The organism is Bacillus sp. MC1252, assembly GCF_056838025.1.
In genome coordinates, this window is sequence record NZ_CM166369.1 from 221,916 (window position 1) to 246,701 (window position 24,786).

Consider the following 24,786-nt stretch of genomic DNA (forward strand, 5'->3'; position numbering starts at 1 on the left):
TTTCATTTTATGTTCTATAAGATTCTTCAATTGTAGGGGATTTATGAGTTTTACTTCTTCACCAACACATATTGTAAGTGTTCCAATTCGAACATGTACATCAGTTCATCTATCTCTTTAAAATATATATGCTTCCCAAATCGTTTTTTACTTAGGTCAATCTCTACGTCCAATTGATCTTCTTTTTCTTTTGTTTCCAGGCCGTCTACACAAGAGTAGATTTCAATGGTTTCTCCTTTTGACAGCTCTGTTTCAATAAAAAGAAAAAGAGGGTGAAGGGAATGAATGATGCCTAATTCATAAATATAGGGATGTGTGAATTTGTCTTTTACCGCTTCATAGACGGGATCTACATGAGCAATGTGAATGCCAGCAAAATCTTCTTCCGTTTCGAATACTGTCATCAATGGCTCCTCTTTTTGATAGGTTTTGGCCTTTTTTTGTCTTCTATCAAACGTTTTGATATTGAATTCAGAGAGCGGTTTGTAGGTAGGATTTTGACCAAAGGGACCAAGCGGCAGTTCTTTGTTTGCGCCAATATAATGATGTAAGGTCATGAGTTGTCTCCTTTTCTTCGAATGATTTCTCGTTATTTGATTATTTCCGTTTTATCAATTTATGGTGGAGTATGCAATTCTTATCATATATGCTCACTACTTTATTTATAAAGGAAGATGCAAGTAGTTTGACTAAATACCTCTCAGGGTATACTATCTGAACATAGGATAAAGAGAAAGGAGTGTTAAAGGTGGAATATAATCAACAGATGAAGAACCGTCTTCGCCGAATTGAAGGACAGATCAAGGGTGTCCTTGCGATGATGGAGCAAGGAAAGGATTGTCGTGAAGTTGTGACGCAGCTGTCTGCATCACGCAATGCGATTGATCGGGCAATGGGTGTGATTGTGAGTACAAATCTTGAGCAATGTGTCCGTGAAAGTCTTGAAGAAGGCAAGGATACGGAGGGTCTTGTGAAAGAGGCAGTCGAGCTGTTGGTGAAAAGCCGGTAAGAAATTTTTCAGCCTTTGAAGGTTGACGAATTTTTTTACTTGTTGTAATATACCCTTACCAGTATAAGTATATATTTTTACTTTTTATATACCCCAGTAGGTATTATTATTTGAAGGAGGAGCATGATGGAAGAACAGAAGAAACGGACGACAATTGTTTTATTTAGTGGAGATTATGATAAAGCGATGGCCGCTTACATTATTGCAAATGGCGCAGCAGCCTATGATCATGAGGTGACGATTTTTCATACTTTTTGGGGACTAAATGCCTTGCGTAAGGATGACATGGTGCCAATGAAAAAAGGCTTTTTAGAAAAAATGTTTGGCAAAATGATGCCGCGCGGGGCTGATCGAATGGGGCTGTCAAAGATGAATTTTGCAGGAATGGGGCCGAAAATGATCAAGCACGTGATTAAAAAACATAACGCCATGACCTTGCCGCAGCTCATTGATATGGCGAAGGAACAGGAGATCAACCTCGTTGCATGTACAATGACGATGGATCTTTTAGGATTACAGGAGAAAGAGTTATTAGATGACATTCAATATGCTGGTGTAGCGGCATATTTAGCAGATGCTGAAATTGGGAATGTGAATTTATTTATCTAGTGAGGTGTTAAACACATGATTCAAACACTTTTGATCATCATCGTCATCGGTTTGCTGGTGAGCCGTTTTCTTCCCGTACGGGGTGTGAAACAAATCGATGCAGCCGATATGAAGCATAAACGGCATAGTAAAGATCAACAGCTGATTGATGTACGATCTCCTGTAGAATTTCAAACAAACCATATCAAAGGATTTCAAAACATCCCCTTACCTCAGTTAAAAGAGCAAGCACATCAGCTTGCGAAGGACAAAGAGGTTTATGTGATATGCCAGAGCGGGATGAGAAGTATGCAGGCAGCCAAAATATTGAAAAAGCAGGGATTTACCTATATTACGAATATCAAGGGTGGCATGAATGCTTGGCGTTCAAAGGCGTAATAGGCTTAAAAATATACCCCCACCCCTATATAAAGGAGGAAATATGATGCAGCAACCAACGGCGATTTTAGATGCAAAAGGACTGGCATGCCCGATGCCGATTGTGAAAACAAAAAAACAAATGAACGAGCTATTGCCAGGTGATGTGCTTGAAGTGCAAGCAACCGATAAAGGGTCAACAGCGGATCTAGCGACTTGGTCAAAAAGTGCAGGTCACGAATTTTTAGGAACAAAAATAGAAGGACAGGTGCTCCATCATTTGATCCGAAAGGGCGGCGCTCCACAGGCGGGTGGGCAGCCAATGATTTCGGAAATGTCTTTGCACACCTTTCAACAGAAGGTAGAAGAAGGTCAGCCTTTGTTTATTTTAGATGTACGAGAGCCGGATGAATACGAGTCGGGGCATATTCCAGGTGCTGTTCATATCCCGCTTGGCGAGGTTGAAGATCGTGCTGAAGAATTGAACCGTGAGACACTCATTTACCTTATCTGTCATTCAGGCAGAAGAAGCGAATTAGCCGCACAAAAGTTAAAAGAAAAAGGATTTCATCAATTGATCAATGTAGTGCCAGGCATGAACAGCTGGACAGGACAGATTGAAAAATAGGAGCTGAATCAAACATGACTGTAAAGGCAATGACGGCAGAACAGTTAACAAAAAAGGTCATCCACAAAGAGCCGCTCTTTTTGTTAGATGTACGAAATGAGGCAGATGCTCAGGACTGGAAGATTGAAGGAGAAGCGATTGAATATGTCAATGCACCTTACTTTGACCTGCTTGATGGCGTAGAGGATATTTTACACAAAGTACCGAGTGACCGAGACGTGCTGGTGGTTTGTGCAAAAGAGGGCTCCTCCATTATGGTAGCGGAGATGCTGTCAGAGGCGGGCAGGTCTGTCCATTATTTACAGGGCGGCATGAAGGCGTGGAGTGAACATCTAGAGCCAGTGAAGATAGGTGATTTAACTGGTGGTGGAGAGTTGTATCAATTTGTGCGGATGGGCAAGGGCTGCCTGTCCTATATGATCATGTCAAATGGAGAAGCCGCAATTGTGGATGCAGCGAGAATGACAGATGTCTATCTTCATTTTGCTAAAAAGCATCATGTCACGGTGACGCATGTGTTTGATACACACCTTCATGCGGATCATATATCAGGCGGGAAAAAGCTGGCTGAACAGACTGGGGCCATCTACTGGCTGCCGCCAAAGGATGCAGAAGAGGTGACGTTTGAGTACAACCACCTTGAAGAAGGACAGCGTGTGACGATTGGAGCGGCGACGATTGATATTCACGCCCTTTACTCACCGGGCCATACGATCGGTTCAACATCCTTTATCGTGGACGATCAATATCTTCTTTCAGGCGATATTTTGTTCATTGATTCTATCGGAAGACCTGATCTAGCTGGAATGGCGGAGGATTGGGTAGGTGATTTGAGAGAAACACTCTATGAACGATATACGATGCTTTCAAAAGACTTGATTGTTCTGCCTGCGCATTTCATGATCATGGAAGAGGTCAATGAAGACGGAAGCGTTTGGAAGGAACTGGGCGTTCTGTTTGAAGAAAATCATGGCCTGAACATTGAAGATGAAGACGTATTTAGACAGATGGTCACGCAGGATCTGCCTGCACAGCCAAACGCCTATCAAGACATTCGGCAAACCAATATGGGCAAGCTGAATCCAGACGATGAAGCGCAGCGAGAAATGGAAATTGGCCCAAACCGTTGTGCGATTCGATAATGTTCAATAAAATAAGAAGAGAGAGGCGATCAGATGCGATCAGATCAAATGTTAGACGTAACGGGGCTTGCGTGCCCAATGCCGATTATTCGAACGAAGAAAAAAATGAACGACTTAGCGGAAGGTCAAGTTTTAGAAATACATGCAACTGATAAAGGAGCTAAAGCTGACCTTGCTGCATGGGTGAAGTCAAGCGGACATGAATTGATCACGCAGACAGAAGAAGGGCATGTGCTGAAGTTCTGGGTGAGAAAAGGGTCCTAAAGGATGTAGGGGTATCTGCTAAAGATCCCCTTTTCCTTTTCAAAGGAGGAGACCAGCGTGGATTTTGCGTTTTTGATTACACTTTTTATCATCGGATGTATTGGTTCCTTCTTATCAGGAATGGTGGGGATCGGGGGATCTGTGATCAACTATCCCATGCTGCTTTATATTCCGCCTCTTGTTGGTGTGATGGCACTGTCAGCACACGAGGTGTCAGGGATTGGCGCCATTCAAGTGCTCTTTTCGACACTCGGTGGTGTACTGGCGTATCGGAAAAGCGGGTTTTTACACCGCTCGTTGATTTTATATATGGGGAGCAGTATATTGGCTGGCAGCTTATTAGGCAGTTATGTATCACATTTCATGCCGGAGAAAGGGATGAATCTCGTCTATGGACTGCTCGCCATTGTAGCCGTTATCCTTATGCTGATCCCGAAAAAAGGACAGCGTGCAGACGTAGAGGGAGAAGTGATTTTTCATAAAGGGCTGGCTGCTGGTATTGCTTTTGTGATCGGCAGTGTTTCAGGTGTGCTAGGCGCTGGCGGGGCATTTATTTTGGTGCCTGTGATGCTGTCTATTTTAAAAATTCCTGTACGGATGACCATTGCGTCATCACTTGCGATTACGTTTCTTTCTGCCATAGGCGCATCTACTGGAAAGATATTGACGGGTCAAGTCATGCTCCTTCCTGCTGTTGTGTTAATGGCGGCAAGTTTGATTGCCGCTCCGATTGGTGCCAAGGTCGGTCAGAAAATCAATGCCGTCTTCTTACAATGGCTACTTGCCGTGATGATTACCGCGACAGCGATCAAAATTTGGCTGGATATATTTTGAAGAAAAGACCAACAGGGAAAGCAGATTCTGCTTCTAACGTGTTGGTCTTTTTTATTTGACGTCATCGTGCTCGATAAACGTTTCAAGTGCTGGGTGGTACTCTTTTTGATAATGAAGGTTGGGGCATGTTTTCACGACTTTGCCTTGCAGGGCATTGGACTTTGAGACTTCTAATGCTGTTTTACATTTAGGGCAGCGTTCGGCAAAGAATGAGGGCCAGCGCTTCATAGATCACCACTCCAGTTAAAGTCTTAAAAACCTATTATATTAATATGAATTATAGGGGATCGAGTAGTTGAGGTCAATGGGTGTTTGGCTCTTTTTAACAAAAAAAGAAGCATCGTGAAGGATGCTTCTCTTTCGTCCATATTATTAGTAGGCTTTCGCCCAGAACACCATATCAGATGCAGGCTTTCCGCAGCAGACGCATGTGTCAGAAACGGATTCCTGTTCAAATGGGATACAGCGTGAGGTCGCCCCTGTTCTTTCTTTGATGTCGTTTTCACAGGCTTCGTCACCGCACCACATCGCTTTGATCAATCTGTTTTCTTCCAAAAGGATTTGCTCGATGTCTTCGATTGTGTGGGCGTGTGATGTTTTTTCATGTAATCGTTCTTTCGCCTTTTCGTACATGGTCCGCTGAATGTCTTCAAGGGTGGATATGATGGTTTGTTCAAGTGCATCTAACGTGACGGCTTGCTTTTCACCTGTGTCTCGTCTTGCGAGCATCACTTGTCCCTTTTCGATGTCCTTTGGTCCAACTTCTACACGTAAAGGAATACCCTGCATTTCACATTCGTTGAATTTCCAGCCTGGCTGTTTATCGCTTGCATCGATGTCAGCACGTGCGATGCGGGCGAGTCGATCTTTCAATTCATAGGCATGATCCAGTACACCTTCTTTATGGGAAGCGATTGGCACAATACGTACTTGGGTTGGCGCAATATTTGGCGGCAGGACGAGTCCTCTATCATCACCATGCACCATAATCATGGCGCCGATGATTCTTGTCGTGAAGCCCCAAGAGGTTTGCTGGACATGCTCTAGTTTTCCTTCACGGTTTAAGAATTCAATGCCAAATGCCTTTGCAAATCCGTTGCCGAAGAAGTGAGAAGTGGCGGTTTGCAGTGCTTTTCCATCATGCATCAGGCTTTCGACCGTATAGGTGAAACGGGCTCCAGCGAATTTTTCCTTCTCTGTTTTTCTCCCTTTAATGACAGGAATAGCAAGAAGCTCTTCGCAAAGAGAAGCGTAGATGTGGAGCATTCTTTCTGTTTCTTCAATTGCTTCTTGCTCCGTCTCATGGCATGTATGCCCTTCCTGCCATAGGAATTCAAGGGTTCTTAGGAATGGGCGTGTTGTCTTTTCCCAGCGGACGACATTGGCCCATTGGTTATACAGCTTTGGTAAATCGCGGTAGGAGTGAATGATGTTTTTGTAATGCTCAGCGAACAGCACTTCAGAAGTTGGTCTGACGCAGAGTCTTTCTTGTAATGCTGATTCACCGCCATGAGTGACCCACGCCACTTCAGGAGCGAAGCCTTCGATATGATCTTTTTCCTGCTGCAGCAGGCTTTCTGGGATAAAGAGCGGCATATAGACATTCTCATGACCGGTTTCTTTGATTTGGCGGTCAAGTTCATCGCGAATGTTTTCCCAAATTTTAAAGCCGTATGGCTGAATGATCATACTGCCTCTGACGCTTGAATAATCGACGAGCCGCGCCTTTGTGACAACATCTGTATACCACTGGGCAAAGTCGTCTTCCATGCTTGTAATTTTCTCAACAAATTGTTTCTTTGACATCGCATTTTTCCTCCTTTTAAAAAACAAAAAAAGCTGTGCTTTAAGTTAGGGACCATTCCTGGTGGTACCACCCTAATTTAAAGCACAGCTTTACACTCGATCATGATAACGGTATGAACCGCTGTATGAAACAGAACTAAATCGGCAGGTTCACTTGAAGATGTCAGTAGGAACTTCTCAGCACCGTTCCCTCTCTGTTAAAGATCGATTCAAGCTACTATTCCAGATCTACGTTGATCATATTTCGTTGATTTTTCATCAGTTTACCTGTAAATGCAGGAGAAATCAAGTTGATCTGCGGGTTCGTTTATTGCCTTTGTGGGTCTTTTGCTTTGAGCTCCAATTGGCAGGAATTTTCTATTTTTGCAGCTTGCTAGTTATGTGAGGCTATGCTAATATATTTGAAGAAAAAAATAGACTTGTATAACCTCAATAATATGGTTTGAGGGTTTCTACCAGGATCCGATAAATCCTGATTACAAAAGCGTGCTTTCCTTTTTTGTAATCAGGGTTTTTTGTTTGTCTACACCCTGTATCAAAAGTGAAAGCCATGATATAGAGAAGGGATGTTAGACATGAACTGGAGAGTGTATTTATTAGCCGTTTCTACTTTTGCGGTTGGATTAGTTGAGCTTGTGGTCGGAGGCATTTTGCCAAGTCTTGCAGAGGATCTGGATGTTTCTCTTGCGACAGCTGGGCAGCTTATCACGGTATTTGCGATTGTGTATGCGATATCAGCACCGGTGCTGCTGACCGTCACAGCCAAAATCGAACGAAAGCGTCTTTATTTAATTGCGTTATTGGTGTTCACACTAGGAAATGTGTTCACTTATTTTAGTTCAACCTTTGCCCTTGTTATGATGTCAAGGGTGTTCATTGCGATGAGTACAGCGCTTGTGGTGGTGTTATCACTGACGATTACCGCCAAATTGGTGGAACCATCGCATCGGGCTAAAGCGTTAGGTCTGATTTTTATTGGCATTAGTTCCTCACTTGTTCTCGGTGTACCGATTGGTATTTTTATTACAGAGAGCTTTGGCTGGAGAGTGATGTTTTTAGGAATCAGTATTCTATCTGCCATATCCATGGTGCTGATCTATTTTCTATTGGAAAAAATGCCAGTTGAAAAAGTCACTCCTCTTAGAGAGCAGATTCGTTCATTAGGGCATCCGAAAATTTTTAGTGCACACTTGATTAGCTTGTTTATGCTTGCGGGCCATTATATGCTTTATTCTTATTTCACCCCATTTCTAATGGAAGTTCTGCATATGACCCCGTTTTGGATTAGTATTTGTTATTTGGTCTTCGGGCTTGCGTCTATTGGCGGAAATGGTTTTGGCGGCTGGCTTAGTGACAAACTGGGTTCAGGGAAAGCCATCTTGCTTGTGACAATAGCGTTTGCGGCTGTGATGTTTATCATTCCTTATACAGCGGGTGTGTTTGTGCTCTTTATGGTGATGGTTGTCCTATGGGGAGCGCTTAGCTGGGCACTGACGCCTGCTTTGCAAAGCTATTTGATTCAAACAGACCCGGTGACGTCTGATATTCAGCAAAGTTTAAATACATCGGCTTTGCAAATTGGCATCTCGATCGGATCAGCAGTGGGCGGTGTCATATTTACGATGACCGGTTCATCCGTTGATTTGGCTAAATTCGGTGCAGTGTTTGTGCTGATTGCCTTTAGCTGTGCGGTGATTTCGTTGAAGAGACCGCCACTTTATATGGATCGTCAGAATCATGCTGAATAGCTGCCTATGATTAGGCAGCTTCAGATTGTTGACAAAGGGCTAAAATGATCTTTATTTTAGCCCTTTGTCTTCTTTTCAGCGTGATTGAAAACCTTTGAAGTCTAGGAAGGACGAGCACCGGCGCGGAGTGAATTTGACATTCGTGAGCACCGGCGCGCAGACCTGACAAAGAATGCGAGGGTTTGTCTACACGCTGTAGCTGTCTATGATTAGGCAGCTTTTTGATGTTTATTCTATTTCAAAATCACACCTTCACTTTTACCAGTAACCACTTTTTCTCCATGCTGGTTGATATAGCGAGAAAAAAGGTGGACACGGTCATATTGTTCAAGGGGTTCCACCTTTGTGACGGTCATCTGACAGGTAATGGTATCACCTGTATAAACGGGGCGGATGAAGGTACATGTCATGTCTTGACCAATAAAATGAAACTGACCGCCAAGCTTAGTAGCCAGACTTGCTGTGAGAAAGCCGTGAACCACTCGCCTCCCCCGGTCATCCAGCTCGGTATGGTGTTTGCCGAGATCGCCTGTCATTTCGCCGAATTGAATCACGTCTTCGTGTGTATAGGTTCTGCTTGTTTGAAATTGATCGCCCGGTTGAATCATCTTTCCTTCAACTCCTTTTTTTAAATGTATCAAAGGAATAAATGAATGTACATTCATTTTTAAACGATAGGTCTGCATCATTAATTTGCGAGCAAAAGAGAAGGTATCTCTTCAACTCCTTTGCTAAAAGGAAAACATGCAGTTTCATATCGTGTAATCTAGTAGAAAAGTTCATACATTTATCAGGTCCGATGGCCTGTTCTTTTTCTGACATACACATTTCTTTTGACTCCTCTCTTGATTATTAGTACCATTTTATTAACCAGTTAAGAGTGGAGGTTCAGATGGAAACAAAAGAGCAGATTGTATTAAAAGCGATTCAAGATCTGATTATGCATAGGGAAAAGAGACGGAATGATCCAACAGATCCACTGATTACCACGACTGATACACTCAAGCAAGATTGGACACTCACACAGCTTCACATTTTATCGATGATTCAAGCCAATCCAAACGAATCAAATAATACATTTCTATCTCAACAACTGAAACTATCAAAGCCAGCCATTACAAAGGCGGTGAAAAAACTAATTGAAAAAGGCATGGTGGACTATTGCCACCGGCAAGGTGATAAGAAATCGGTCTATTATTCATTGACAGAAAAAGGGGCGCAATTGGCGGCGCTGCATGATGAACTCCATGAAAAAGCAGTCACATCCTATTTAGAATTCCTCCATCAGTTTAATGAAGACGAATTACAAGTGATCGAACGCTTCTTAAAGGCTTGGAAGGAAAAGATATAGATAAAAAAAGACCGAAACCATCCTACATACTAGATGATTTCGGTTTTTTTATGGTAAAATTAACATATATTGACGTTATTCGTAATCATGATCAAAAGGAGGGAGCCTTTTTGGAGAAAGAAATGATAGAAAATTTTAAAAAGTCCATGTTCATCATGCCGTTCGTTGGATTGTTTGTCAGCTTGCTATTATTTGTTTATTTTTTTGGCATTACAGGAGTGGAAGGGTCGATTTGGGCTGCTGCTTTGTATTGTGCTCTGCCTTTTTTGGGGTACACGATATTCTGTTTGCCGTTAAGTATCTATTTTTCGGTCAGCAAAAAACGCTCAATCCATAGAAATGAGGAACATACGTGATAGTCGTCAGCGCTTGTCTTGCTGGTTTGAAGGTCCGTTATAATAGCAGCCATCGATTAGATCAGCGAATCGAGGAGCTTGTTCAGGAGGGAAAGGCAGTCACGGTTTGCCCCGAGCTGCTAGGCGGCTTCTCCACGCCAAGGCCTCCAGCAGAAATCATTGGTGGCGATGGATATGATGTATTACAGGGCATTGCCTCTGTTGTCGATGTGCATGGAACTGATGTGACAGAGATGTATGTAAAAGGTGCAAAAGCCACGCTTGAACAGGTTCAGTCTCTTGAAGCGACAGCGGTTGTGTTAAAAGAGTACAGCCCTTCTTGCGGCAGCCGGATGATTTATCGGGGCGATTTTAACGGTAAGACGAAGGCTGGAGATGGTGTGACGTCCGCCTTGCTGAAACAGCATGGGATTCAGGTGTTCTCTGAGGAGGATGATTGGACCTCGTTGTTTTTATAGGTGTGACGGGATAGAAGGGGGAGTCAGGTTGAAAAAGTGGATCATTGGTTTAGTAGTCGTTATTTTAATTGGCATTGGCATTGGCATTTATTTTATGATCAATGCGAAAACATACTCTTTTGATGATGTGGTCTCAATTGATAAAAACAAGGTGACTTCGATTCAAATTGAGCATGATAAAGAACGTGTTGTGGTGGAAAAGAAAGAGGATATTCAAAAGCTGCTGAAGGAATTTTCAGGTATCAAATTAAAGAAAACGAATGAAGCTAAAAAAACCTCAAAAGAGCCCTATTGGATCAGAGTGTATGAGAATGAGAAGGAAACATATGGTCTGACTTTTTACGACCAATCATTTTTAGAGATATATGATTTTTCTAAAACGAAAGATCAAACGAGCGAATATCGAATCGTTGATGCCAATCAAGCCGATATGGGGCAATATATGAAATAACATCAATCAGCATTTCATGCATGATAAATAAAAAATTCGGGTATAGTGCTTGGTAAGTAAAAATGAAGCGGAGGTTTGTTTGATGAGTGGATTAATAGATACAGTCACATTAGCAAACGGAGTAAACATGCCAAAGCTGGGCTTTGGTGTATGGCAAGTAAAAGATGGGGATGAGGCTGTCAATGCAGTCACAGACGCTCTTGAAGCGGGCTACCGAAGCATTGATACAGCAGCGGCCTATCAAAATGAAGAAGGGGTAGGCAAAGCCATTCAGCAATCAGGCATCTCTCGCGATGATCTGTTCATTACGACAAAAGTCTGGAATCGTGATCAAGGCTATGAGTCAACACTCGAAGCCTTTGAAACGAGTATGAACAAGCTGGGTCTGGATGTATTAGACCTTTATTTAATTCATTGGCCGGTTGAAGGCAAATATAAAGAGACATGGAAAGCGCTAGAGAAGCTGTATAGGGATGGACGCGTTCGAGCAATCGGGGTGTGTAATTTCCATCAGCACCATCTAGAGGATTTATTAGAAGAGGCAGAAGTCGTGCCAATGGTCAATCAAATTGAGCTGCATCCAAAGCTGACACAGGAGCCTTTACGAGACTACTGCAAGGAGAAAGGCATTCACGTAGAAGCGTGGTCGCCATTAGGCAGCGGGAAGCTTCTTAACCATCCCGTTCTTCAGGATATCGCGAAAAAACATGACAAATCAGTGGCCCAAGTGATTCTTCGCTGGGACTTGCAGCATGGCATTGTGACCATTCCGAAGTCTGTGACGAAGAGTCGAATTATTGAAAACACACAAGTATTTAATTTTGAGCTGTCCGCACATGAGATGGGTGTCATCGATCAGTTAAATGAAGACGAGCGGACGGGTCCAGACCCAGATAACTTTGATTTTTAACATGGAGAAAAGCACAGGCTGCGACGCCTGTGCTTTATTGTTTGCCAGCATGTTCAGACGGTTTTTTTGGACTGATATGTCTCAATGATATGAATGGCGTCGACAATTTGCTCTTTCGAATAGTCACCAATCAAACAAAAGGTTTCATCTGCGCGTGCAGCATGGCTCGCCACCGTAATAGCAGCTTCGTTCAGATCAGTCCTGATGCCAAGCTCATGCATATTTCTAGGTAATCCAAGTGTTTGATAGAGCTCTAGTAATTCATCTACTTCGGACATTCGGTTTTCTGCGGCAAGCTGAACGAGAATGCCATAGGCTACTTTTTGTCCATGTAACACATGATGCGTTTCTTCAATAAATGTCAATCCATTATGGATGGCATGGGCTCCTGCCATTCTTCCATAGCGTCCCCCATACCCGCCGACCGTACCGGCTAATGTAATAATCGTATCCGTGACATCCGCAAATGCTTGCGAAAGCTGACCTGTTTTTAAGCTGTTGACGGCTTCTTCACTATGAGAAAGAAGAATATCTCGAACATATACAGCTTGTTTTAATGCAGCATGTACCATGAGCGGCAAGGAATCTTTTGCATTACGAATAATGGCTTCCGCTTCATACCATTTCGCGAGCGTATCACCAATTCCGCTTTGGAGATAGGAAAGTGGAGATGAAAGCAAAAAGGTATGATCAATTAAGGTAAGATAGCTGGACCGCTTATGATAATCGACTCTCACGAAATTCCCTTTGTCATCATAAATGACGCTGAGCGGTGTAGACGCAGCACATGTACCTGGAATCGTTGGAACCATGATGACTTCAATTTGAAGAGCATCTGCAACCGATTTGGCGGTGTCTAAAATAGTGCCGCCCCCGATCCCGATGACCACATCTGCTCCTTTGAGTTCTTCTGCAATTCGTGTAATCGCATTCGGTGAACTGTATCCTTTGTGCTGGACAACCGGCCAATGGGACGGGAGCTTTGAGTACTGTGAAAAAGCATGATATGACTGATATCCAGTCACTACAGCGGGTGATTGAAAGGAAGAAGCAAGTGTCTCTAGTTGATGATAAATCCCCTTTTGAGAAATAAATTGGTTGGGACCGCTTCTGACGATATCTTCTGGATGGATCATTGATCTCTGCTCCTTTTCAAAATCATATAGTCCATAAATCATCTCATTATACAGAAAGTTCTGTCAAATTATCCGACAATATGAGGGAATAAGCCCTTCCGTTTTATGGAATTAAGCCACTGACATTGCCTTTAGGTATGTATTTCCTGTATGATAAACAATGGTATATTTTCATTAAATTTAAGAGGTGTTTATATATATGGAAAAACAATATCGTGTATTACTTTACTATCAATATGTCCCCATTGAGGACCCAGAGACGTTTACAGCAGAGCATTTAGCTTTCTGTAAGGAGCTTGGTTTGTTAGGCCGTATCCTTGTTTCATCAGAAGGCTTAAACGGAACGGTTTCAGGAACCATTGAGCAAACGGAGAAGTACATGCAAGCGTTAAAAGAAGATCCACGCTTTGCGTCTATGCCGATTAAAATTGACGAAGCAGAAGGCCATGCATTTAAGAAAATGCACGTCCGCCATCGTAATGAATTGGTGAATCTAAGCCTTGAAGATGACGTGAATCCGTTAGAACTAACGGGTAAACATCTCAGCCCGGTCGAATTTTACGAGCAAATGAAATCACCTGATACAGTGGTCATTGATGCGCGTAATGATTATGAATTTGATGTTGGTCACTTCAGAGGTGCGGTGCGTCCTGACATTGAAACATTCCGTGAATTACCTGAGTGGATTCGTGACAACAAAGAGATTCTTGAAGGGAAAAAAATCCTGACTTATTGCACAGGCGGCGTCCGCTGTGAGAAATTCTCAGGCTGGTTAAAGCGTGAAGGCTTTGAAGATGTATCTCAGCTTGACGGCGGGATTGTCACTTACGGAAAAGACCCGGAAGTCCAAGGGAAGCTATGGGACGGTCAATGTTATGTGTTCGATAACCGTTTAACAGTGCCAGTCAATCAAACAGAGCACGTGGTTGTCGGAAAAGATTTCTTCTCTGGTGAGCCTTGCGAACGTTATGTGAACTGTGCGAACCCTGCATGCAATCGCAAAATCATTGCGACAGAAGAAAATGAGCACAAATATATGCGCAGCTGCAGTCATGAATGTCGTACAAGCGAACGCAACCTTTATGTCAAACAGCACAATCTGTCTGAAGAAGAAGTTCAAGAAAGACTAGCTGTGATTGAAAAAGAACAAACGATTTCACAAGGATAGGAGGGTTTCCCTTTTATCCTTTTTTCTTTGCATCATCGTGTTCATAAGAAAGAAGAAGTCATTTCTTCTTTCTTTTTTGTTTTGCTTTTTTCAAAATAAGGGTAAAAGTAGTTAATCAGTCTAATAGATTGACAGTTGAAAAAGCGTTCTCTTTTGAAATAAGCATGTTCTCCTATTTCAGAAAATGAAGAATTGAGAGATAATGTAGCAGGCGAAAAAATGAACAAGGGTAAAGGTTCCATTTAGAAAATATTTACAAGTTGAATGAAAAGTGAGCTGCTATGAAGAAAGACGCTTGCTCGACACATGCTCTTTATTTTAATCGAAAGGTGTTATGAACATGAATCATTTGCATCGTAGGATGGGAACTTTCGCTTTAATGATGGTAGGTCTTGGCTCAATCATTGGTTCAGGATGGCTCTTTGGTGCTTGGCGTGCCGCTCAAATCGCCGGCCCTGCTGCTGTTTTGTCCTGGTTGATTGGGATGATTGTGATTTTATTTATCGCTTTGTCTTATAGTGAACTCGGATCGATGTTTCCCGAGGCAGGCGGGATGGTTAAATATACGCAATATTCGCACGGCTCTTTTATCGGGTTTATCGCAGCATGGGCGAACTGGATCGCCATTGTTTCTGTTATTCCTGTTGAGGCGGTTGCTTCCGTCCAGTACATGAGCTCATGGCCTTGGGAGTGGGCAAAGTGGACAAGCCACTTGGTCACAAAAGGAGTTTTGACAACAGAAGGGCTCATGGTCGCTAGTGTACTTCTTGTGATTTACTTTCTGCTCAATTATTGGACAGTTGGGTTATTTTCAAAAGCCAATACCTTTATTACAGTGTTTAAAATTATCATTCCAGGATTAACAATTGGTGCGCTCTTATTCGTAGGTTTTCATAGTGAGAATTTTACTTCTGGAACAAGTATTGCCCCAAACGGCTGGGCTAGTGTGCTGACAGCTGTTGCGACATCAGGGATTGTGTTTGCCTTCAATGGCTTCCAAAGCCCGATTAATATGGCCGGTGAGGCAAAAAATCCAGGCCGCTCGATTCCAATTGCGATTGTAGGATCGATTTTGATTGCAACTGTCATCTATGTGCTTTTGCAAATCGCCTTTATTGGAGCGGTCGATCCATCCATGATTGTGAATGGGTGGGGGCATTTAAATTTCAACTCGCCATTTGCTGATCTTGCCATTGCGCTTGGGATTAACTGGCTTGTCCTGGTTTTATATGCGGATGCGTTTGTGTCACCTTCTGGAACAGGCATTACGTATACCGCGACGACGTCTCGTATGATTTATGGAATGGAAAAAAACAAATACATGCCAAGTGTGCTTGGCCGTCTGCACCCTATTTACGGCGTGCCTCGCCAAGCGATGTTTTTTAACTTAGCTGTATCGTTTATCTTTCTGTTTTTATTTAGAGGCTGGGGTGTACTTGCTGAAATCATTTCTGTCGCGACACTTATTTCTTATCTGACAGGACCAGTTACTGTCATGACGCTGAGAAAGACAGGGGCGGATTTATATCGTCCATTGCGAATTAAAGGGCTCAGCATCATTGCTCCTCTAGGCTTTGTCTTTGCATCATTGACGCTGTATTGGGCGAGATGGCCGTTAACAGGTCAAGTGCTGTTCATTATTCTCATCGGTCTTCCCATCTATTTTTACTATCAAGCAAAAGCGAAGTGGAAGGGATTTGGGCGAAACTTTAAAGCAGGTGCTTGGATGGTTGTGTATTTACTTGTGATGATGACCATTTCCTGTCTCGGCAGTGACAAATTTGGCGGCTACAATGTGATCCATTATGGCTGGGATATGGCACTCATAGCGGTCGTTGCCTTGCTATTTTATATGTGGGCACTCAAAAGCGGATTTGAGACTGAGTTTTTAGAAGGTGCGAAGAAAATCAATGATGAACTGCGTACTTCTCAGAAAGAAGCTGCATCATCAAAAGAATAAAGGAAAGGCTGCCTGAACATTGCGGGCAGCCTTTTTTATTTTGATGAGCTATGCATCACATGCCGCTTCAGCCAAGTAGTGACGCCGCGCAAAACAGCTGCTGTGACCAGTGAGATGAGCACATATCTCCATAGCTGATTCAAGCCTTGTCCACTAAGCCAAAACACTATTCCTAGAAAAACGAGGGTGAAGATGAGCATGAATAAAAAAGATGCTGACCAGAAAAAATTCTTCATAGATGGACACCTCCTCGGGGTATTGTATGCAGGCTGATGGAGGATCAGACCAGTAATGAAAAAGTAGAAATATTGATGAAATCTATTTCAAAAGTCAGATAAAAACACCAAGTGATTTGACAGTTGTGTTAAGATGAGAGATATTTTGAGTGAAGTTGTGGGTCATAGACGGAGGTGTTTGGAGATACAGATTCAAAAGGTTCTAAACAATAATGTCATTAGTGTGATAGATGAACACGGAAAAGAAATTGTCGTCATGGGCAGAGGCATTGCTTTTCAAAGACGTCCCGGGGACCCGGTGGACGAAGCGTTAATTGATAAAGTCTTCCGCCTAGAAGATCATTCCGTTCACGAGCGGATGAAAATGCTGCTGCAAGAGGTCCCGTATGATGTGGTCAAGGTGACCGAGGAAATGATTCAATATGCACATACAAAGCTGAACCGAAGATTAAACGAAAGTCTGCATGTATCGCTCGCAGACCATATTCATTACGCCATCGAACGATTAAAGAAAAATCACCTGATTGAGAATTCGCTCATTTGGGAGATTAAACGCTTATACAAAGATGAATTTCTCGTGGCGAAAGATTGTCTTGAGATGATTGAAGAGCGTCTTCATATTGAACTGCCTGATGATGAAGCGGGCTTTATTGCCATGCATATCATTAATGCAGAGCTGAATGAGGATATGAATACGACGGTCAATATCACAAAAGAAGTCAATGCTATTCTCACCATTGTGAAATATCATCTCAACATGGAGTTTGATGAGGACTCACTCAACTTTTACCGTTTTCTCACGCATTTGCGCTTTTTCGTTCAGCGTCTGATCAACGAAACATTACTTGCCAGCGAAGATCAGGATTTATACCAGCTGATCAAAGTGAAATATCCAAAGGCATACGAATGTGCAAAGAAAATCGCAGAATATGTCTATCAAACGTATCATCGAGATCTTACATCAGAGGAAATGCTGTACCTGGCAATTCATTTGAATCGGCTCATCAAACGAGAGAAATAAAGATAGATTTTCAAAGAAAGCGTTGACATGAGAAAAGGTGAGTGGTACTATTTGCTCATAAACATAAAAGAATACGGTTTCACAATGATCGTCTTAGAGGATTGTGACTGTTCGGCAGGCAAAACCTAAACGTTCACTGAAAAAGCGCAATGGCAAGTTGCGACTATTTTTGGTGCCCGTTTAGGTTTTTATTTTGCCTAAAAACGTATTTTTTTGAAAAAAAGGGGGTTTTTGTATGAGTCATCGTCAATTAGCAGAAGACATTATCAAACACATCGGCACAGAGAAAAACGTTCATTCATTGGTCCATTGCGCCACAAGACTTCGTTTTACATTAAATGACAGGTCAAAAGCAGATAAAGCAGCCATTGAAAAATTAAATGGTGTCGTGACGGTCATGGAAAGCGGCGGCCAATTCCAAGTGGTCATTGGCAATACCGTACCAGAGGTCTATCGAGAGATTGGGGAGTTTACGAATCTATTAGAGGATTCAGCTTCTTCATCTGCCAGATCGAGTGAAGAGAGTACAAGCCTTTTTGGAAAATTCGTTGACATTGTTTCAGGCATTTTCACACCACTTCTCGGCGTGATGGCGGGTGCCGGTATTTTAAAAGGTCTGTTGGGCATTTGTATCAATGCGAAATGGTTATCTCCTGAAGATACGTCGTATCAAATTTTATTTGCTGCGTCAGACAGTTTGTTCTACTTCCTGCCATTACTGCTCGCATTCACTTCTGCTAGGAAGTTTAAGGCGAATCCGTTTGTCGCTGTGACGATTGCAGGTGCACTGATCTACCCAACCATTCAAGAGCTGACAAAAGGCGGCGGAGATGTTACCTTCTTCGGTATTCCAGTTGTCTTAATGTCATATACATCAACGGTCATCCCGATTATTTTGGCAGTGTTTGTCATGGGATATATCGAACGTTTCTTTAACAAAGTGATTCATGAGAGCGTCAAAAACTTTATCACACCACTGATTTTACTCGTCACGGTTGTTCCGCTGACACTCATTGTGTTTGGACCATTTGGTGTGTATGCAGGAAACGGCATTGCAGCCGTATTGCTAAAAGTATTCTCCTTTAGTCCTACACTTGCCGGTGCTTTAATTGCGATGGCATGGCAGGTTCTTGTGATCTTCGGCATCCATTGGGGGCTTGTGCCAGTCATTTTAAATAATATTGCGGTCCATGGTAAGGATCATATCAAGCCGGCCACTGCGCCAGCTGTGTTCTCTCAAGCCGGTGCCTCAATCGGTGTTATGCTGAAAACAAAGAATAAAAAACTGAAATCATTGGCTGGATCGACAGCGGTTTCTGCTGTGTTTGGGATTACAGAGCCTGCTGTATACGGGGTTACGCTTCGTTTGAAAAAACCATTTATTGCAGCTGTAATCTCTGCCGGGGTCGGCGGTGCGATTATCGGTTATTCACAAAGTATTGCCATTGCGTCAGGGCTTCCAAGTTTACTGACACTTCCGATCTTCTACGGCCAAGGATTTACAGGTTTCTTAATCGGAATCTCGGTCTCGTTCGTCCTATCCATCGTCTTAACATATTTAATTGGATTTAAAGATCCTGTTGATGAAGATGAGACGTCTGTATCGAGTGCCGCACCAAGGGCTGAACATGAACATGGTGTCCAAGCAGCTCATGTGAAAAGTCCTTTAAAGGGCGAGGTCATCAAGCTGGAGGAAGTGCAAGATAAGGCATTCTCATCTGGTGCACTCGGAAAGGGCGCAGCCATCATTCCAGCAGAAGGCAAGCTGTTTGCACCGGTATCAGGAGTCGTGACAACGGTGTTCCCAACAGGGCATGCGTACGGTCTCACCTCTGAAAGCGGAGCAGAAGTACTCATTCACATTGGACTGGATACCGTACAATTAGGCGGTCAGCATTTTACCCCGAAGGTTGTGCAGGGACAAACGATCACGGAAGGTGAACTGCTTGCTGAGTTTGATATTGAGGCGATTCAAGCAGCCGGTCTGTCAGTCACAACACCAGTGATTATTACCAATTCCGGTGAGTTTAGCGATATGATTGAAACAGAAGAAAAACAAGTCACACCAGGACAATCATTTTTACACTTAGTTTAATAAAAGGGAGGAAGAAATGATGAGATATTCAACACTAGCACCATTTCCAAAAGACTTTTTCTGGGGCGGATCTACTTCCGCCTATCAAGTAGAAGGTGCATGGAACGAGGATGGAAAGGGGCCTTCTGTCATTGACATGAGAGAAAGTTACCCTGAAGGAACAACTGATTTTAAGGTAGCCAGCGATCACTATCACCGCTATAAAGAGGATGTGAAGCTGTTTGCAGACATGGGCTTGAAGGCTTACCGCTTTTCCATTGCGTGGACACGCATCATGCCAGATGGAGATGGGGAGATCAATCAAAAGGGGATTGATTTCTATCATTCTCTCATTGACGAATTGCGCCGTTATGGCATTGAACCAATCGTGACGATGTATCACTTTGACCTGCCTCATGCGCTTCAAGTGAAGGGGGGATGGTCGAATCGTGCGACAGTAGATGCCTTTGAACGCTATGCAGAGGTTCTGTTTCAGGAGTATGGTCAGAAGGTAAAATATTGGCTGACCATTAATGAACAAAATATGATGATCTTACATGGATCGGCTCTAGGTACACTAGATCCAAATTTAGAAAATCCGAAAAAAGAGCTGTATCAGCAGAACCACCATATGCTTGTGGCACAGGCGAAGGCAATGACGTTATGTCATCGTTTGCTGCCTGAGGCGAAAATTGGACCAGCACCAAACATCGCCCTCATTTACCCGGCATCTCCAAAGCCTGAGGATGTACTTGCTGCGGCAAATTACAATGCGATCCGCAACTGGCTTTATCTTGATATGGCGGTCTTCGGCCGTTATAACAACCTTGCTTGGGCTTATATGAAAGAAAAAGACATTCTTCCTGTGATTGAAGAGGGAGATATGGACATTTTGAAAAGTGCGAAGCCAGACTTCATTGCGTTTAATTACTACACATCTCAAACGGTTGAAGCAAGTAAAGGAGATGGCAATGACGAGTTTGCACGCGGCGGAGATCAGCATTTGAAATCCGGTGAAGATGGCGTATACAAAGGCGGCAATAACCCGTACTTAAGTAAAAATGCGTTTGGCTGGGAGATTGATCCTGTCGGCTTCCGTTCAACGATGCGCGAGATTTACGACCGCTATCAGCTGCCGCTCATTATCACTGAAAACGGGCTGGGTGCTTTTGATCAGTTAGAAGAAGATGGATCGATTCAAGACGATTATCGAATTGATTATTTAGAAAAGCATATCGAACAAATCAGGTGGGCGATCACTGACGGTGTCGAGGTGTTCGGATACTGCCCGTGGTCAGCCATCGACTTAATCAGCACACACCAAGGATGCTCCAAGCGCTACGGTTTCATCTACGTCAACCGTGACGAATTTGACCTAAAAGACCTGAAGAGAATTCGTAAAAAGAGCTCTTACTGGTATGAAACCCTGATTCAGCAAAATGGAGAGAACATCGGGAAGTAAAACGTGAAAAGCCAATCACCTCTTGTTAGCGGGTGGTTGGCTTTTTTCTTGTTCACTCTGTTGGCAAGATCATATTGTTCAAGTTGTTCTAAAATGATAGTCTAATGATATATTGTAAAAATTGGTTAAACATCCATTATAAGAAAGAGGGCTGTTTATATGATGACGATCCTTTTTATGTTCTTCTTATTATTCTTCCTGTTTTATGCTTTGAACTATATAGGTCAGAAATTAATTGCGAAGGAATACCCAATGAACCATGGAGTGATTGTGACACTGTCAGCTGTAGAAGGTATTCTTGTTTTTGTCCTCGTTGGAATCAATTGAAATTCCCTTTTTTTTAAATCGTTCATATCCATCACGTCTTGTTCTCTACTATTATGATAACCCGATTTGAATATCATTTATAGACTGTTTTCCACCCCTATCAGGCCGTATACTGTTATACGCAAGTCAAAAACGATAGGGGATGTGGCTGTATGAATGATAAGCAACAGGTTTTAGATCCTGGTCCATTTTTTCATGGGACGAAAGCAGAGTTGAAGATTGGAGACCTGCTTGAACCGCAGCACTTATCGAATTATCAGGATCATAAATCAAACCATATCTATTTCACCGGAACATTAAACGCTGCTAAATGGGGTGCTGAATTAGCAAGGTCTGATGCAAAAGAGAGAATTTATATTGTAGAACCATTAGGCGAGTTCGAACATGATCCGAATTTGACCGACAAAAAATTTCCCGGCAACCCCACACGTTCTTATCGATCTAAATTCCCCCTGAAAATAGTCGCTGAATTAGGTTCGTGGGAAAGACATTCCGATGAAGAAATTCATCATATGCTGTCATCTTTAAAAAAGTTAAGTGAAGAAGGAAAAAATGTCATATACGATTGATGAACCATACATCTAAATACATGAAGGCCGCCTGATCAACAACTGGGCGGCCTTTGTTCTATTTTATTGAAACAATGCATCCATCAGCTCATCAAATGTTTTTGCTTTCTTGAGTGAGTGAATGCGGTCTGGACTGTCCAGTAAATCGACGGCTTGCTCAAAAAATTGGTTCATGCAGGCAGCGTCATCTTTATGAATGGCTAATAAGAAAATAAGTGATACTTGATCCCCCTGCCAGTTAATCGGCTGTTTCAGGCGTGCGATGGCTACGCAGGAGGTGCCTTCATTTGTGATGAGCGGGTGCGGCATGGCAATTCCTCTGCCAAGATAGGTGGACGACATTTGCTCCCGCTCAAGCACCGAGGATCGAAAAGAAGATGATACAAGCTGATGCGCCTCTAAACGGCTGCATAGCGTGTCTAATACCTCATCTTTGCTTGATAAATGAGCATCCAATAAAGTCAATCGTTCTTGGAAGAAGCCCATCAGCTCTTTGGAGGGTGAACCGTGTCCGTTTAATAAATGAATGACCTCACTCACGCGCTGTACATCATGATGTTCAAAAAAGGCGTTGACCTGAATCATCGGTTTTCCCTTTGATGCTAGCGGGACGGTTGTGATGATGACATCACAGGGCAAAGAGGTGCTAAATGCATAATCTTGATAAGAATAGAGCTCGACAATCTCAAGTTCATGCTGAAAGGCGGCCTTCAATTTAATTTCAAGCAGTCTTGCCGTCCCTAGTCCAGATCCGCACACGATAATGGCTTTCTTTTTTTGCGAGGTGCCGAGCTGACTTCTTTCAAATGAAGCAGCGATATGCAAGGCAACATATGCGGCCTCGTCTTCATTTGGTGTACGCACCAGCTGTAAAGCATTCAGTCCGCTGACAGCCAAGTCAAACGGGTAAGGATAAGACGCTTTGATCTCATGCAAAAGCGGGTTTTGTAAGGACACGCCGTATTGGATTCGATTTAATAATGGCTTCATATGAAGCATCAAGTCTTGCCGCAGGATGTCATCATCAGCAAAGCGATGTCCGCTTGTTCTTTCAATGTACTGGAGAAATACCGTAACCGCCTGCCGTACTTCCTCTGTCGTTTGATGCTGGTCAGCTTCTTTCCACGTTTGATTCGCCAAGAGATGCATCACTAAGTAATCTGTTTCATCCTCTGACAAGGTAACATGAAAAGTGTCGCTTACTTGCTGAGTGATTTTTTCGGCAATTTTAGTGAACACTGGCGACCTTTGTGTGCGTTCGGTGCTGGCGGATATTCTCTGTTCTTTTCGTGTTTGCTGAATCGCAATGGCTAAATGAATAACTAAATTTTTTAGGGCAATGTCTTTAATGAGTAATGATTCCTGATACAGATTCGTCAGCACAATGGACCGAATGGTTTCAAGAGAAATATCAGGAAAATGAAGCTGCTCCCGCTCGGTGATATTTGATAGCGCAGGCTCTTCCTCAAGCAGCAAGTCTGCATAGCACGTTCTTTTTTGCAATTCGTCTCCCTCAACCTTTAAGCCAAAGCCAGGCTTTGATACAAGGGTCATGCCGTAACGGGCTAATAGTTCTCGTCCTTTTTTTAAATCACTGCTGACCGTCATGCGGCTGATAAACAGCTCTTCAGCCAGTTGATCAATTTTTAAGTAGTCAGATTGAAGCAATAGTTTTCTCATCATAAATCGTACACGCTCTTCTGGCATGACGGGTACGAGAGAGCGGGCAGGAAGCTTCTGTTGATGAAGCCAAAGCAGGAAAGCGTCTTGGTCACTCGTTAAGAGAGTGTATCCTCTCCCGCGGATGGTCTTAATGATGGCCCCGGCTTCCTTTAATAGCTCATTTGCTTCTTTAATTAAATTGCGGATGGAGCGGTCAGATAAGCGAAAAGAGGCAGTTAGCTCCTCCAGCTTCACGAACCCTTTCGTTTCAAATAGCCGCTGAATGAGCTGATAGGTTCGAGTATCTGCCGTCATCATCATTGCGCCGCTCCTTGTGCCTGTAAGGCATCAGTACCAAGAGCGATTGCACCCATTAAACCAGATAATCCGTCAAAGGATGGCTTTGTGATAATTTCATTTAAAGGCTTTGGCAGTTGCAAATACCCATGAAGCCGCTTCTCTGTTTCATCAAGAATGAGCGGCAGCATAGCTGGCTGTTTCATCACACCTCCGCCAAGAATGATACGCTCTGGTGAAAGAGTGAGTAATAAATTGGCGGCCATTTGCCCGAGGTAGTAGGCATGAAGTGACCAGGCAGGATGATCTTCTGGCAGCATTTGTGCCAATGTATGATAGCGTTCTTCTATGGCGGGTCCAGATGCCAGTCCCTCTAAACAATCATGGTGAATAGGGCAGCAGCCGCCATAGGTATCATGAGGATGGCGCTGGACTGTGACATGGCCCATTTCTGGATGCAGCAATCCATGAATGAGGCGATTTTCAATATATGCACCGCCGCCTATTCCAGTTCCAACGGTGATGTAAACCAAAGAAGCAGGATTTTCTGCTTCAGTCGAAAAACGGGCTTCCCCGAGCGCTGCACAGTTCACATCAGTATCAAGCTTCATAGGGAGCCCGAGCGCTTGTTTTAAGGTAGAGAGTAATGGAAATTGGCGCCACGCTGTTTTTGGTGTGTCTAAAATCGTCCCATAGCTTGGGCTGTGTTCCTTCACATCGACCGGCCCAAACGCCCCAATTCCAAGTGCATCGACTGGATGCTCTGTAAAATAATCGATCACTTTTTGGCATGTTTCATCTGGATTCCCTGTTGCAAAGGAAGTCATGTGTTCAATCGTTCCGTCTGTTTTTCCGTAGCCGCAGACAAATTTCGTACCGCCTGCTTCAATGCCTCCAATTCTCATGATCAATGCCCTCCATTAAAGAGGGACGGAATCCAAATGGATCCCG

At 43.2% G+C, this 24,786-nt stretch carries 28 protein-coding genes, 1 riboswitch and 1 other annotated feature; of the genes, 20 read left to right on the top strand and 8 right to left on the bottom strand.

Going from position 1 to position 24,786, the window contains the following annotated elements; all coding sequences use genetic code 11:
• Positions 1 to 50: 50 nt before the first annotated feature.
• Positions 51 to 557: a hypothetical protein gene (locus ACYH0L_RS01275; protein ID WP_367308238.1), complete on the bottom strand. Its 507-nt coding sequence runs from the start codon at positions 555 to 557 to the stop codon at positions 51 to 53.
• A gap of 191 nt (positions 558 to 748) precedes the next feature.
• On the opposite strand from ACYH0L_RS01275, the gene ACYH0L_RS01280 reads away from it, so the two are divergent.
• From ACYH0L_RS01280 to ACYH0L_RS01310, 7 genes are all read left to right on the top strand, one after another.
• Positions 749 to 1,009: a metal-sensitive transcriptional regulator gene (locus ACYH0L_RS01280; protein WP_099726207.1), complete on the top strand. Its 261-nt coding sequence runs from the start codon at positions 749 to 751 to the stop codon at positions 1,007 to 1,009.
• Positions 1,010 to 1,135: 126 nt separating this feature from the next.
• A complete protein-coding gene (locus ACYH0L_RS01285; RefSeq protein ID WP_099726206.1) occupies positions 1,136 to 1,618 on the top strand; it encodes a DsrE/DsrF/DrsH-like family protein in 483 nt (160 codons plus the stop codon).
• Between the two features lie 15 nt (positions 1,619 to 1,633).
• The gene (locus ACYH0L_RS01290) at positions 1,634 to 1,996 is read left to right on the top strand and encodes a rhodanese-like domain-containing protein (protein ID WP_099726205.1); all 363 of its coding nucleotides are present in this window, start codon (positions 1,634 to 1,636) and stop codon (positions 1,994 to 1,996) included.
• 46 nt (positions 1,997 to 2,042) lie between these two features.
• On the top strand, positions 2,043 to 2,603 hold the full coding sequence (locus tag ACYH0L_RS01295; protein WP_482354476.1) for a rhodanese-like domain-containing protein: 561 nt from the start codon (positions 2,043 to 2,045) through the stop codon (positions 2,601 to 2,603).
• Positions 2,604 to 2,617: 14 nt separating this feature from the next.
• Positions 2,618 to 3,745, top strand: coding sequence for an MBL fold metallo-hydrolase (locus ACYH0L_RS01300; RefSeq protein WP_256499238.1), 1,128 nt, complete (start codon positions 2,618 to 2,620; stop codon positions 3,743 to 3,745).
• 33 nt (positions 3,746 to 3,778) lie between these two features.
• Entirely contained in the window at positions 3,779 to 4,009 is a 231-nt protein-coding gene (locus tag ACYH0L_RS01305; RefSeq protein ID WP_099726202.1) for a sulfurtransferase TusA family protein, read from the top strand.
• Between the two features lie 57 nt (positions 4,010 to 4,066).
• On the top strand, positions 4,067 to 4,843 hold the full coding sequence (locus tag ACYH0L_RS01310; protein WP_230031209.1) for a sulfite exporter TauE/SafE family protein: 777 nt from the start codon (positions 4,067 to 4,069) through the stop codon (positions 4,841 to 4,843).
• Positions 4,844 to 4,894: 51 nt separating this feature from the next.
• On the opposite strand, the gene ACYH0L_RS01315 is transcribed toward ACYH0L_RS01310, so the two are convergent.
• Together ACYH0L_RS01315 and proS are read right to left on the bottom strand one after the other, a co-directional pair.
• Positions 4,895 to 5,071, bottom strand: coding sequence for a hypothetical protein (locus ACYH0L_RS01315; protein WP_180275466.1), 177 nt, complete (start codon positions 5,069 to 5,071; stop codon positions 4,895 to 4,897).
• A gap of 144 nt (positions 5,072 to 5,215) precedes the next feature.
• Positions 5,216 to 6,649: a proline--tRNA ligase gene (proS, locus tag ACYH0L_RS01320; protein ID WP_327924616.1), complete on the bottom strand. Its 1,434-nt coding sequence runs from the start codon at positions 6,647 to 6,649 to the stop codon at positions 5,216 to 5,218.
• A gap of 44 nt (positions 6,650 to 6,693) precedes the next feature.
• Positions 6,694 to 6,889: a binding site (T-box leader), on the bottom strand.
• Between the two features lie 159 nt (positions 6,890 to 7,048).
• A riboswitch (purine riboswitch) is annotated at positions 7,049 to 7,148 on the top strand.
• A 76-nt stretch (positions 7,149 to 7,224) separates the two neighbouring features.
• Between proS and ACYH0L_RS01325 the strand changes: the two genes are divergently transcribed.
• A complete protein-coding gene (locus ACYH0L_RS01325; RefSeq protein ID WP_099726199.1) occupies positions 7,225 to 8,397 on the top strand; it encodes an MFS transporter in 1,173 nt (390 codons plus the stop codon).
• A 233-nt stretch (positions 8,398 to 8,630) separates the two neighbouring features.
• Here ACYH0L_RS01325 and ACYH0L_RS01330 read toward each other — a convergent pair whose 3' ends face one another.
• On the bottom strand, positions 8,631 to 9,005 hold the full coding sequence (locus ACYH0L_RS01330; RefSeq protein WP_482354279.1) for a MaoC/PaaZ C-terminal domain-containing protein: 375 nt from the start codon (positions 9,003 to 9,005) through the stop codon (positions 8,631 to 8,633).
• Between the two features lie 284 nt (positions 9,006 to 9,289).
• Between ACYH0L_RS01330 and ACYH0L_RS01335 the strand changes: the two genes are divergently transcribed.
• The 5 genes from ACYH0L_RS01335 (at position 9,290) to ACYH0L_RS01355 (ending at position 11,923) form a co-directional block, all read left to right on the top strand.
• Positions 9,290 to 9,748, top strand: coding sequence for a MarR family transcriptional regulator (locus tag ACYH0L_RS01335; RefSeq protein ID WP_099726196.1), 459 nt, complete (start codon positions 9,290 to 9,292; stop codon positions 9,746 to 9,748).
• A 110-nt stretch (positions 9,749 to 9,858) separates the two neighbouring features.
• Positions 9,859 to 10,104 carry a hypothetical protein gene (locus ACYH0L_RS01340; protein ID WP_230031211.1) on the top strand — a complete coding sequence of 82 codons (246 nt, stop codon included), beginning with the start codon at positions 9,859 to 9,861 and terminating at the stop codon, positions 10,102 to 10,104.
• Positions 10,101 to 10,562 (top strand): 2-thiouracil desulfurase family protein, encoded by a 462-nt coding sequence (locus ACYH0L_RS01345; protein ID WP_327924612.1) that lies wholly within the window; start codon positions 10,101 to 10,103, stop codon positions 10,560 to 10,562. The genes ACYH0L_RS01340 and ACYH0L_RS01345 overlap by 4 nt, the downstream gene beginning before the upstream one ends.
• 28 nt (positions 10,563 to 10,590) lie before the next feature.
• Positions 10,591 to 11,013 carry a DUF5301 domain-containing protein gene (locus ACYH0L_RS01350; protein WP_482354280.1) on the top strand — a complete coding sequence of 141 codons (423 nt, stop codon included), beginning with the start codon at positions 10,591 to 10,593 and terminating at the stop codon, positions 11,011 to 11,013.
• Between the two features lie 82 nt (positions 11,014 to 11,095).
• Complete coding sequence (locus ACYH0L_RS01355; RefSeq protein ID WP_327924608.1) at positions 11,096 to 11,923, top strand: aldo/keto reductase; 828 nt, start codon at positions 11,096 to 11,098, stop codon at positions 11,921 to 11,923.
• Between the two features lie 53 nt (positions 11,924 to 11,976).
• On the opposite strand, the gene ACYH0L_RS01360 is transcribed toward ACYH0L_RS01355, so the two are convergent.
• Positions 11,977 to 13,059 carry an iron-containing alcohol dehydrogenase family protein gene (locus tag ACYH0L_RS01360; protein WP_327924607.1) on the bottom strand — a complete coding sequence of 361 codons (1,083 nt, stop codon included), beginning with the start codon at positions 13,057 to 13,059 and terminating at the stop codon, positions 11,977 to 11,979.
• A gap of 199 nt (positions 13,060 to 13,258) precedes the next feature.
• Between ACYH0L_RS01360 and trhO the strand changes: the two genes are divergently transcribed.
• A complete protein-coding gene (gene trhO, locus ACYH0L_RS01365; protein ID WP_099726191.1) occupies positions 13,259 to 14,227 on the top strand; it encodes an oxygen-dependent tRNA uridine(34) hydroxylase TrhO in 969 nt (322 codons plus the stop codon).
• A gap of 340 nt (positions 14,228 to 14,567) precedes the next feature.
• Positions 14,568 to 16,187, top strand: a complete 1,620-nt coding sequence (locus ACYH0L_RS01370; protein WP_099726189.1) for an APC family permease — start codon at positions 14,568 to 14,570, stop codon at positions 16,185 to 16,187.
• A gap of 35 nt (positions 16,188 to 16,222) precedes the next feature.
• On the opposite strand, the gene ACYH0L_RS01375 is transcribed toward ACYH0L_RS01370, so the two are convergent.
• On the bottom strand, positions 16,223 to 16,423 hold the full coding sequence (locus tag ACYH0L_RS01375) for a hypothetical protein (RefSeq protein WP_099726188.1): 201 nt from the start codon (positions 16,421 to 16,423) through the stop codon (positions 16,223 to 16,225).
• Positions 16,424 to 16,607: 184 nt separating this feature from the next.
• Here ACYH0L_RS01375 and licT point away from each other — a divergent pair, with 184 nt between their 5' ends.
• The 5 genes from licT to arr all read left to right on the top strand — a co-directional run bounded on the left by licT (position 16,608) and on the right by arr (position 21,876).
• Positions 16,608 to 17,444, top strand: a complete 837-nt coding sequence (gene licT / locus ACYH0L_RS01380) for a BglG family transcription antiterminator LicT (protein WP_099726319.1) — start codon at positions 16,608 to 16,610, stop codon at positions 17,442 to 17,444.
• Positions 17,445 to 17,679: 235 nt separating this feature from the next.
• Positions 17,680 to 19,539: a beta-glucoside-specific PTS transporter subunit IIABC gene (locus ACYH0L_RS01385; RefSeq protein WP_482354281.1), complete on the top strand. Its 1,860-nt coding sequence runs from the start codon at positions 17,680 to 17,682 to the stop codon at positions 19,537 to 19,539.
• Between the two features lie 19 nt (positions 19,540 to 19,558).
• A complete protein-coding gene (locus ACYH0L_RS01390; protein WP_230031216.1) occupies positions 19,559 to 20,980 on the top strand; it encodes a glycoside hydrolase family 1 protein in 1,422 nt (473 codons plus the stop codon).
• A 159-nt stretch (positions 20,981 to 21,139) separates the two neighbouring features.
• Complete coding sequence (locus tag ACYH0L_RS01395) at positions 21,140 to 21,307, top strand: hypothetical protein (RefSeq protein ID WP_180275464.1); 168 nt, start codon at positions 21,140 to 21,142, stop codon at positions 21,305 to 21,307.
• 152 nt (positions 21,308 to 21,459) lie between these two features.
• A complete protein-coding gene (arr, locus tag ACYH0L_RS01400; RefSeq protein ID WP_482354282.1) occupies positions 21,460 to 21,876 on the top strand; it encodes an NAD(+)--rifampin ADP-ribosyltransferase in 417 nt (138 codons plus the stop codon).
• Between the two features lie 63 nt (positions 21,877 to 21,939).
• On the opposite strand, the gene ACYH0L_RS01405 is transcribed toward arr, so the two are convergent.
• Positions 21,940 to 23,859, bottom strand: a complete 1,920-nt coding sequence (locus tag ACYH0L_RS01405) for a BglG family transcription antiterminator (RefSeq protein ID WP_249704781.1) — start codon at positions 23,857 to 23,859, stop codon at positions 21,940 to 21,942.
• Positions 23,856 to 24,740, bottom strand: coding sequence for an ROK family protein (locus tag ACYH0L_RS01410; protein ID WP_482354283.1), 885 nt, complete (start codon positions 24,738 to 24,740; stop codon positions 23,856 to 23,858). Before ACYH0L_RS01410 ends, ACYH0L_RS01405 begins: the two co-directional genes overlap by 4 nt.
• Positions 24,741 to 24,786: the final 46 nt, after the last annotated feature.

Excerpts from the sequence above, each read along its gene's own strand:
- ACYH0L_RS01275 (WP_367308238.1), bottom strand. The coding sequence starts at position 557 with ATGACCTTACATCATTATATTGGCGCAAACAAAGAACTGCCGCTTGGT.
- ACYH0L_RS01285 (WP_099726206.1), top strand. The coding sequence starts at position 1,136 with ATGGAAGAACAGAAGAAACGGACGACAATTGTTTTATTTAGTGGAGAT.
- ACYH0L_RS01290 (WP_099726205.1), top strand. The coding sequence starts at position 1,634 with ATGATTCAAACACTTTTGATCATCATCGTCATCGGTTTGCTGGTGAGC.
- ACYH0L_RS01295 (WP_482354476.1), top strand. The coding sequence starts at position 2,043 with ATGCAGCAACCAACGGCGATTTTAGATGCAAAAGGACTGGCATGCCCG.
- ACYH0L_RS01300 (WP_256499238.1), top strand. The coding sequence starts at position 2,618 with ATGACTGTAAAGGCAATGACGGCAGAACAGTTAACAAAAAAGGTCATC.
- ACYH0L_RS01305 (WP_099726202.1), top strand. The coding sequence starts at position 3,779 with ATGCGATCAGATCAAATGTTAGACGTAACGGGGCTTGCGTGCCCAATG.
- ACYH0L_RS01315 (WP_180275466.1), bottom strand. The coding sequence starts at position 5,071 with ATGAAGCGCTGGCCCTCATTCTTTGCCGAACGCTGCCCTAAATGTAAA.
- proS (WP_327924616.1), bottom strand. The coding sequence starts at position 6,649 with ATGTCAAAGAAACAATTTGTTGAGAAAATTACAAGCATGGAAGACGAC.
- ACYH0L_RS01325 (WP_099726199.1), top strand. The coding sequence starts at position 7,225 with ATGAACTGGAGAGTGTATTTATTAGCCGTTTCTACTTTTGCGGTTGGA.
- ACYH0L_RS01330 (WP_482354279.1), bottom strand. The coding sequence starts at position 9,005 with ATGATTCAACCGGGCGATCAATTTCAAACAAGCAGAACCTATACACAC.
- ACYH0L_RS01335 (WP_099726196.1), top strand. The coding sequence starts at position 9,290 with ATGGAAACAAAAGAGCAGATTGTATTAAAAGCGATTCAAGATCTGATT.
- ACYH0L_RS01355 (WP_327924608.1), top strand. The coding sequence starts at position 11,096 with ATGAGTGGATTAATAGATACAGTCACATTAGCAAACGGAGTAAACATG.
- ACYH0L_RS01360 (WP_327924607.1), bottom strand. The coding sequence starts at position 13,059 with ATGATCCATCCAGAAGATATCGTCAGAAGCGGTCCCAACCAATTTATT.
- trhO (WP_099726191.1), top strand. The coding sequence starts at position 13,259 with ATGGAAAAACAATATCGTGTATTACTTTACTATCAATATGTCCCCATT.
- ACYH0L_RS01370 (WP_099726189.1), top strand. The coding sequence starts at position 14,568 with ATGAATCATTTGCATCGTAGGATGGGAACTTTCGCTTTAATGATGGTA.
- ACYH0L_RS01375 (WP_099726188.1), bottom strand. The coding sequence starts at position 16,423 with ATGAAGAATTTTTTCTGGTCAGCATCTTTTTTATTCATGCTCATCTTC.
- ACYH0L_RS01385 (WP_482354281.1), top strand. The coding sequence starts at position 17,680 with ATGAGTCATCGTCAATTAGCAGAAGACATTATCAAACACATCGGCACA.
- ACYH0L_RS01390 (WP_230031216.1), top strand. The coding sequence starts at position 19,559 with ATGAGATATTCAACACTAGCACCATTTCCAAAAGACTTTTTCTGGGGC.
- ACYH0L_RS01395 (WP_180275464.1), top strand. The coding sequence starts at position 21,140 with ATGATGACGATCCTTTTTATGTTCTTCTTATTATTCTTCCTGTTTTAT.
- arr (WP_482354282.1), top strand. The coding sequence starts at position 21,460 with ATGAATGATAAGCAACAGGTTTTAGATCCTGGTCCATTTTTTCATGGG.
- ACYH0L_RS01405 (WP_249704781.1), bottom strand. The coding sequence starts at position 23,859 with ATGATGATGACGGCAGATACTCGAACCTATCAGCTCATTCAGCGGCTA.
- ACYH0L_RS01410 (WP_482354283.1), bottom strand. The coding sequence starts at position 24,740 with ATGAGAATTGGAGGCATTGAAGCAGGCGGTACGAAATTTGTCTGCGGC.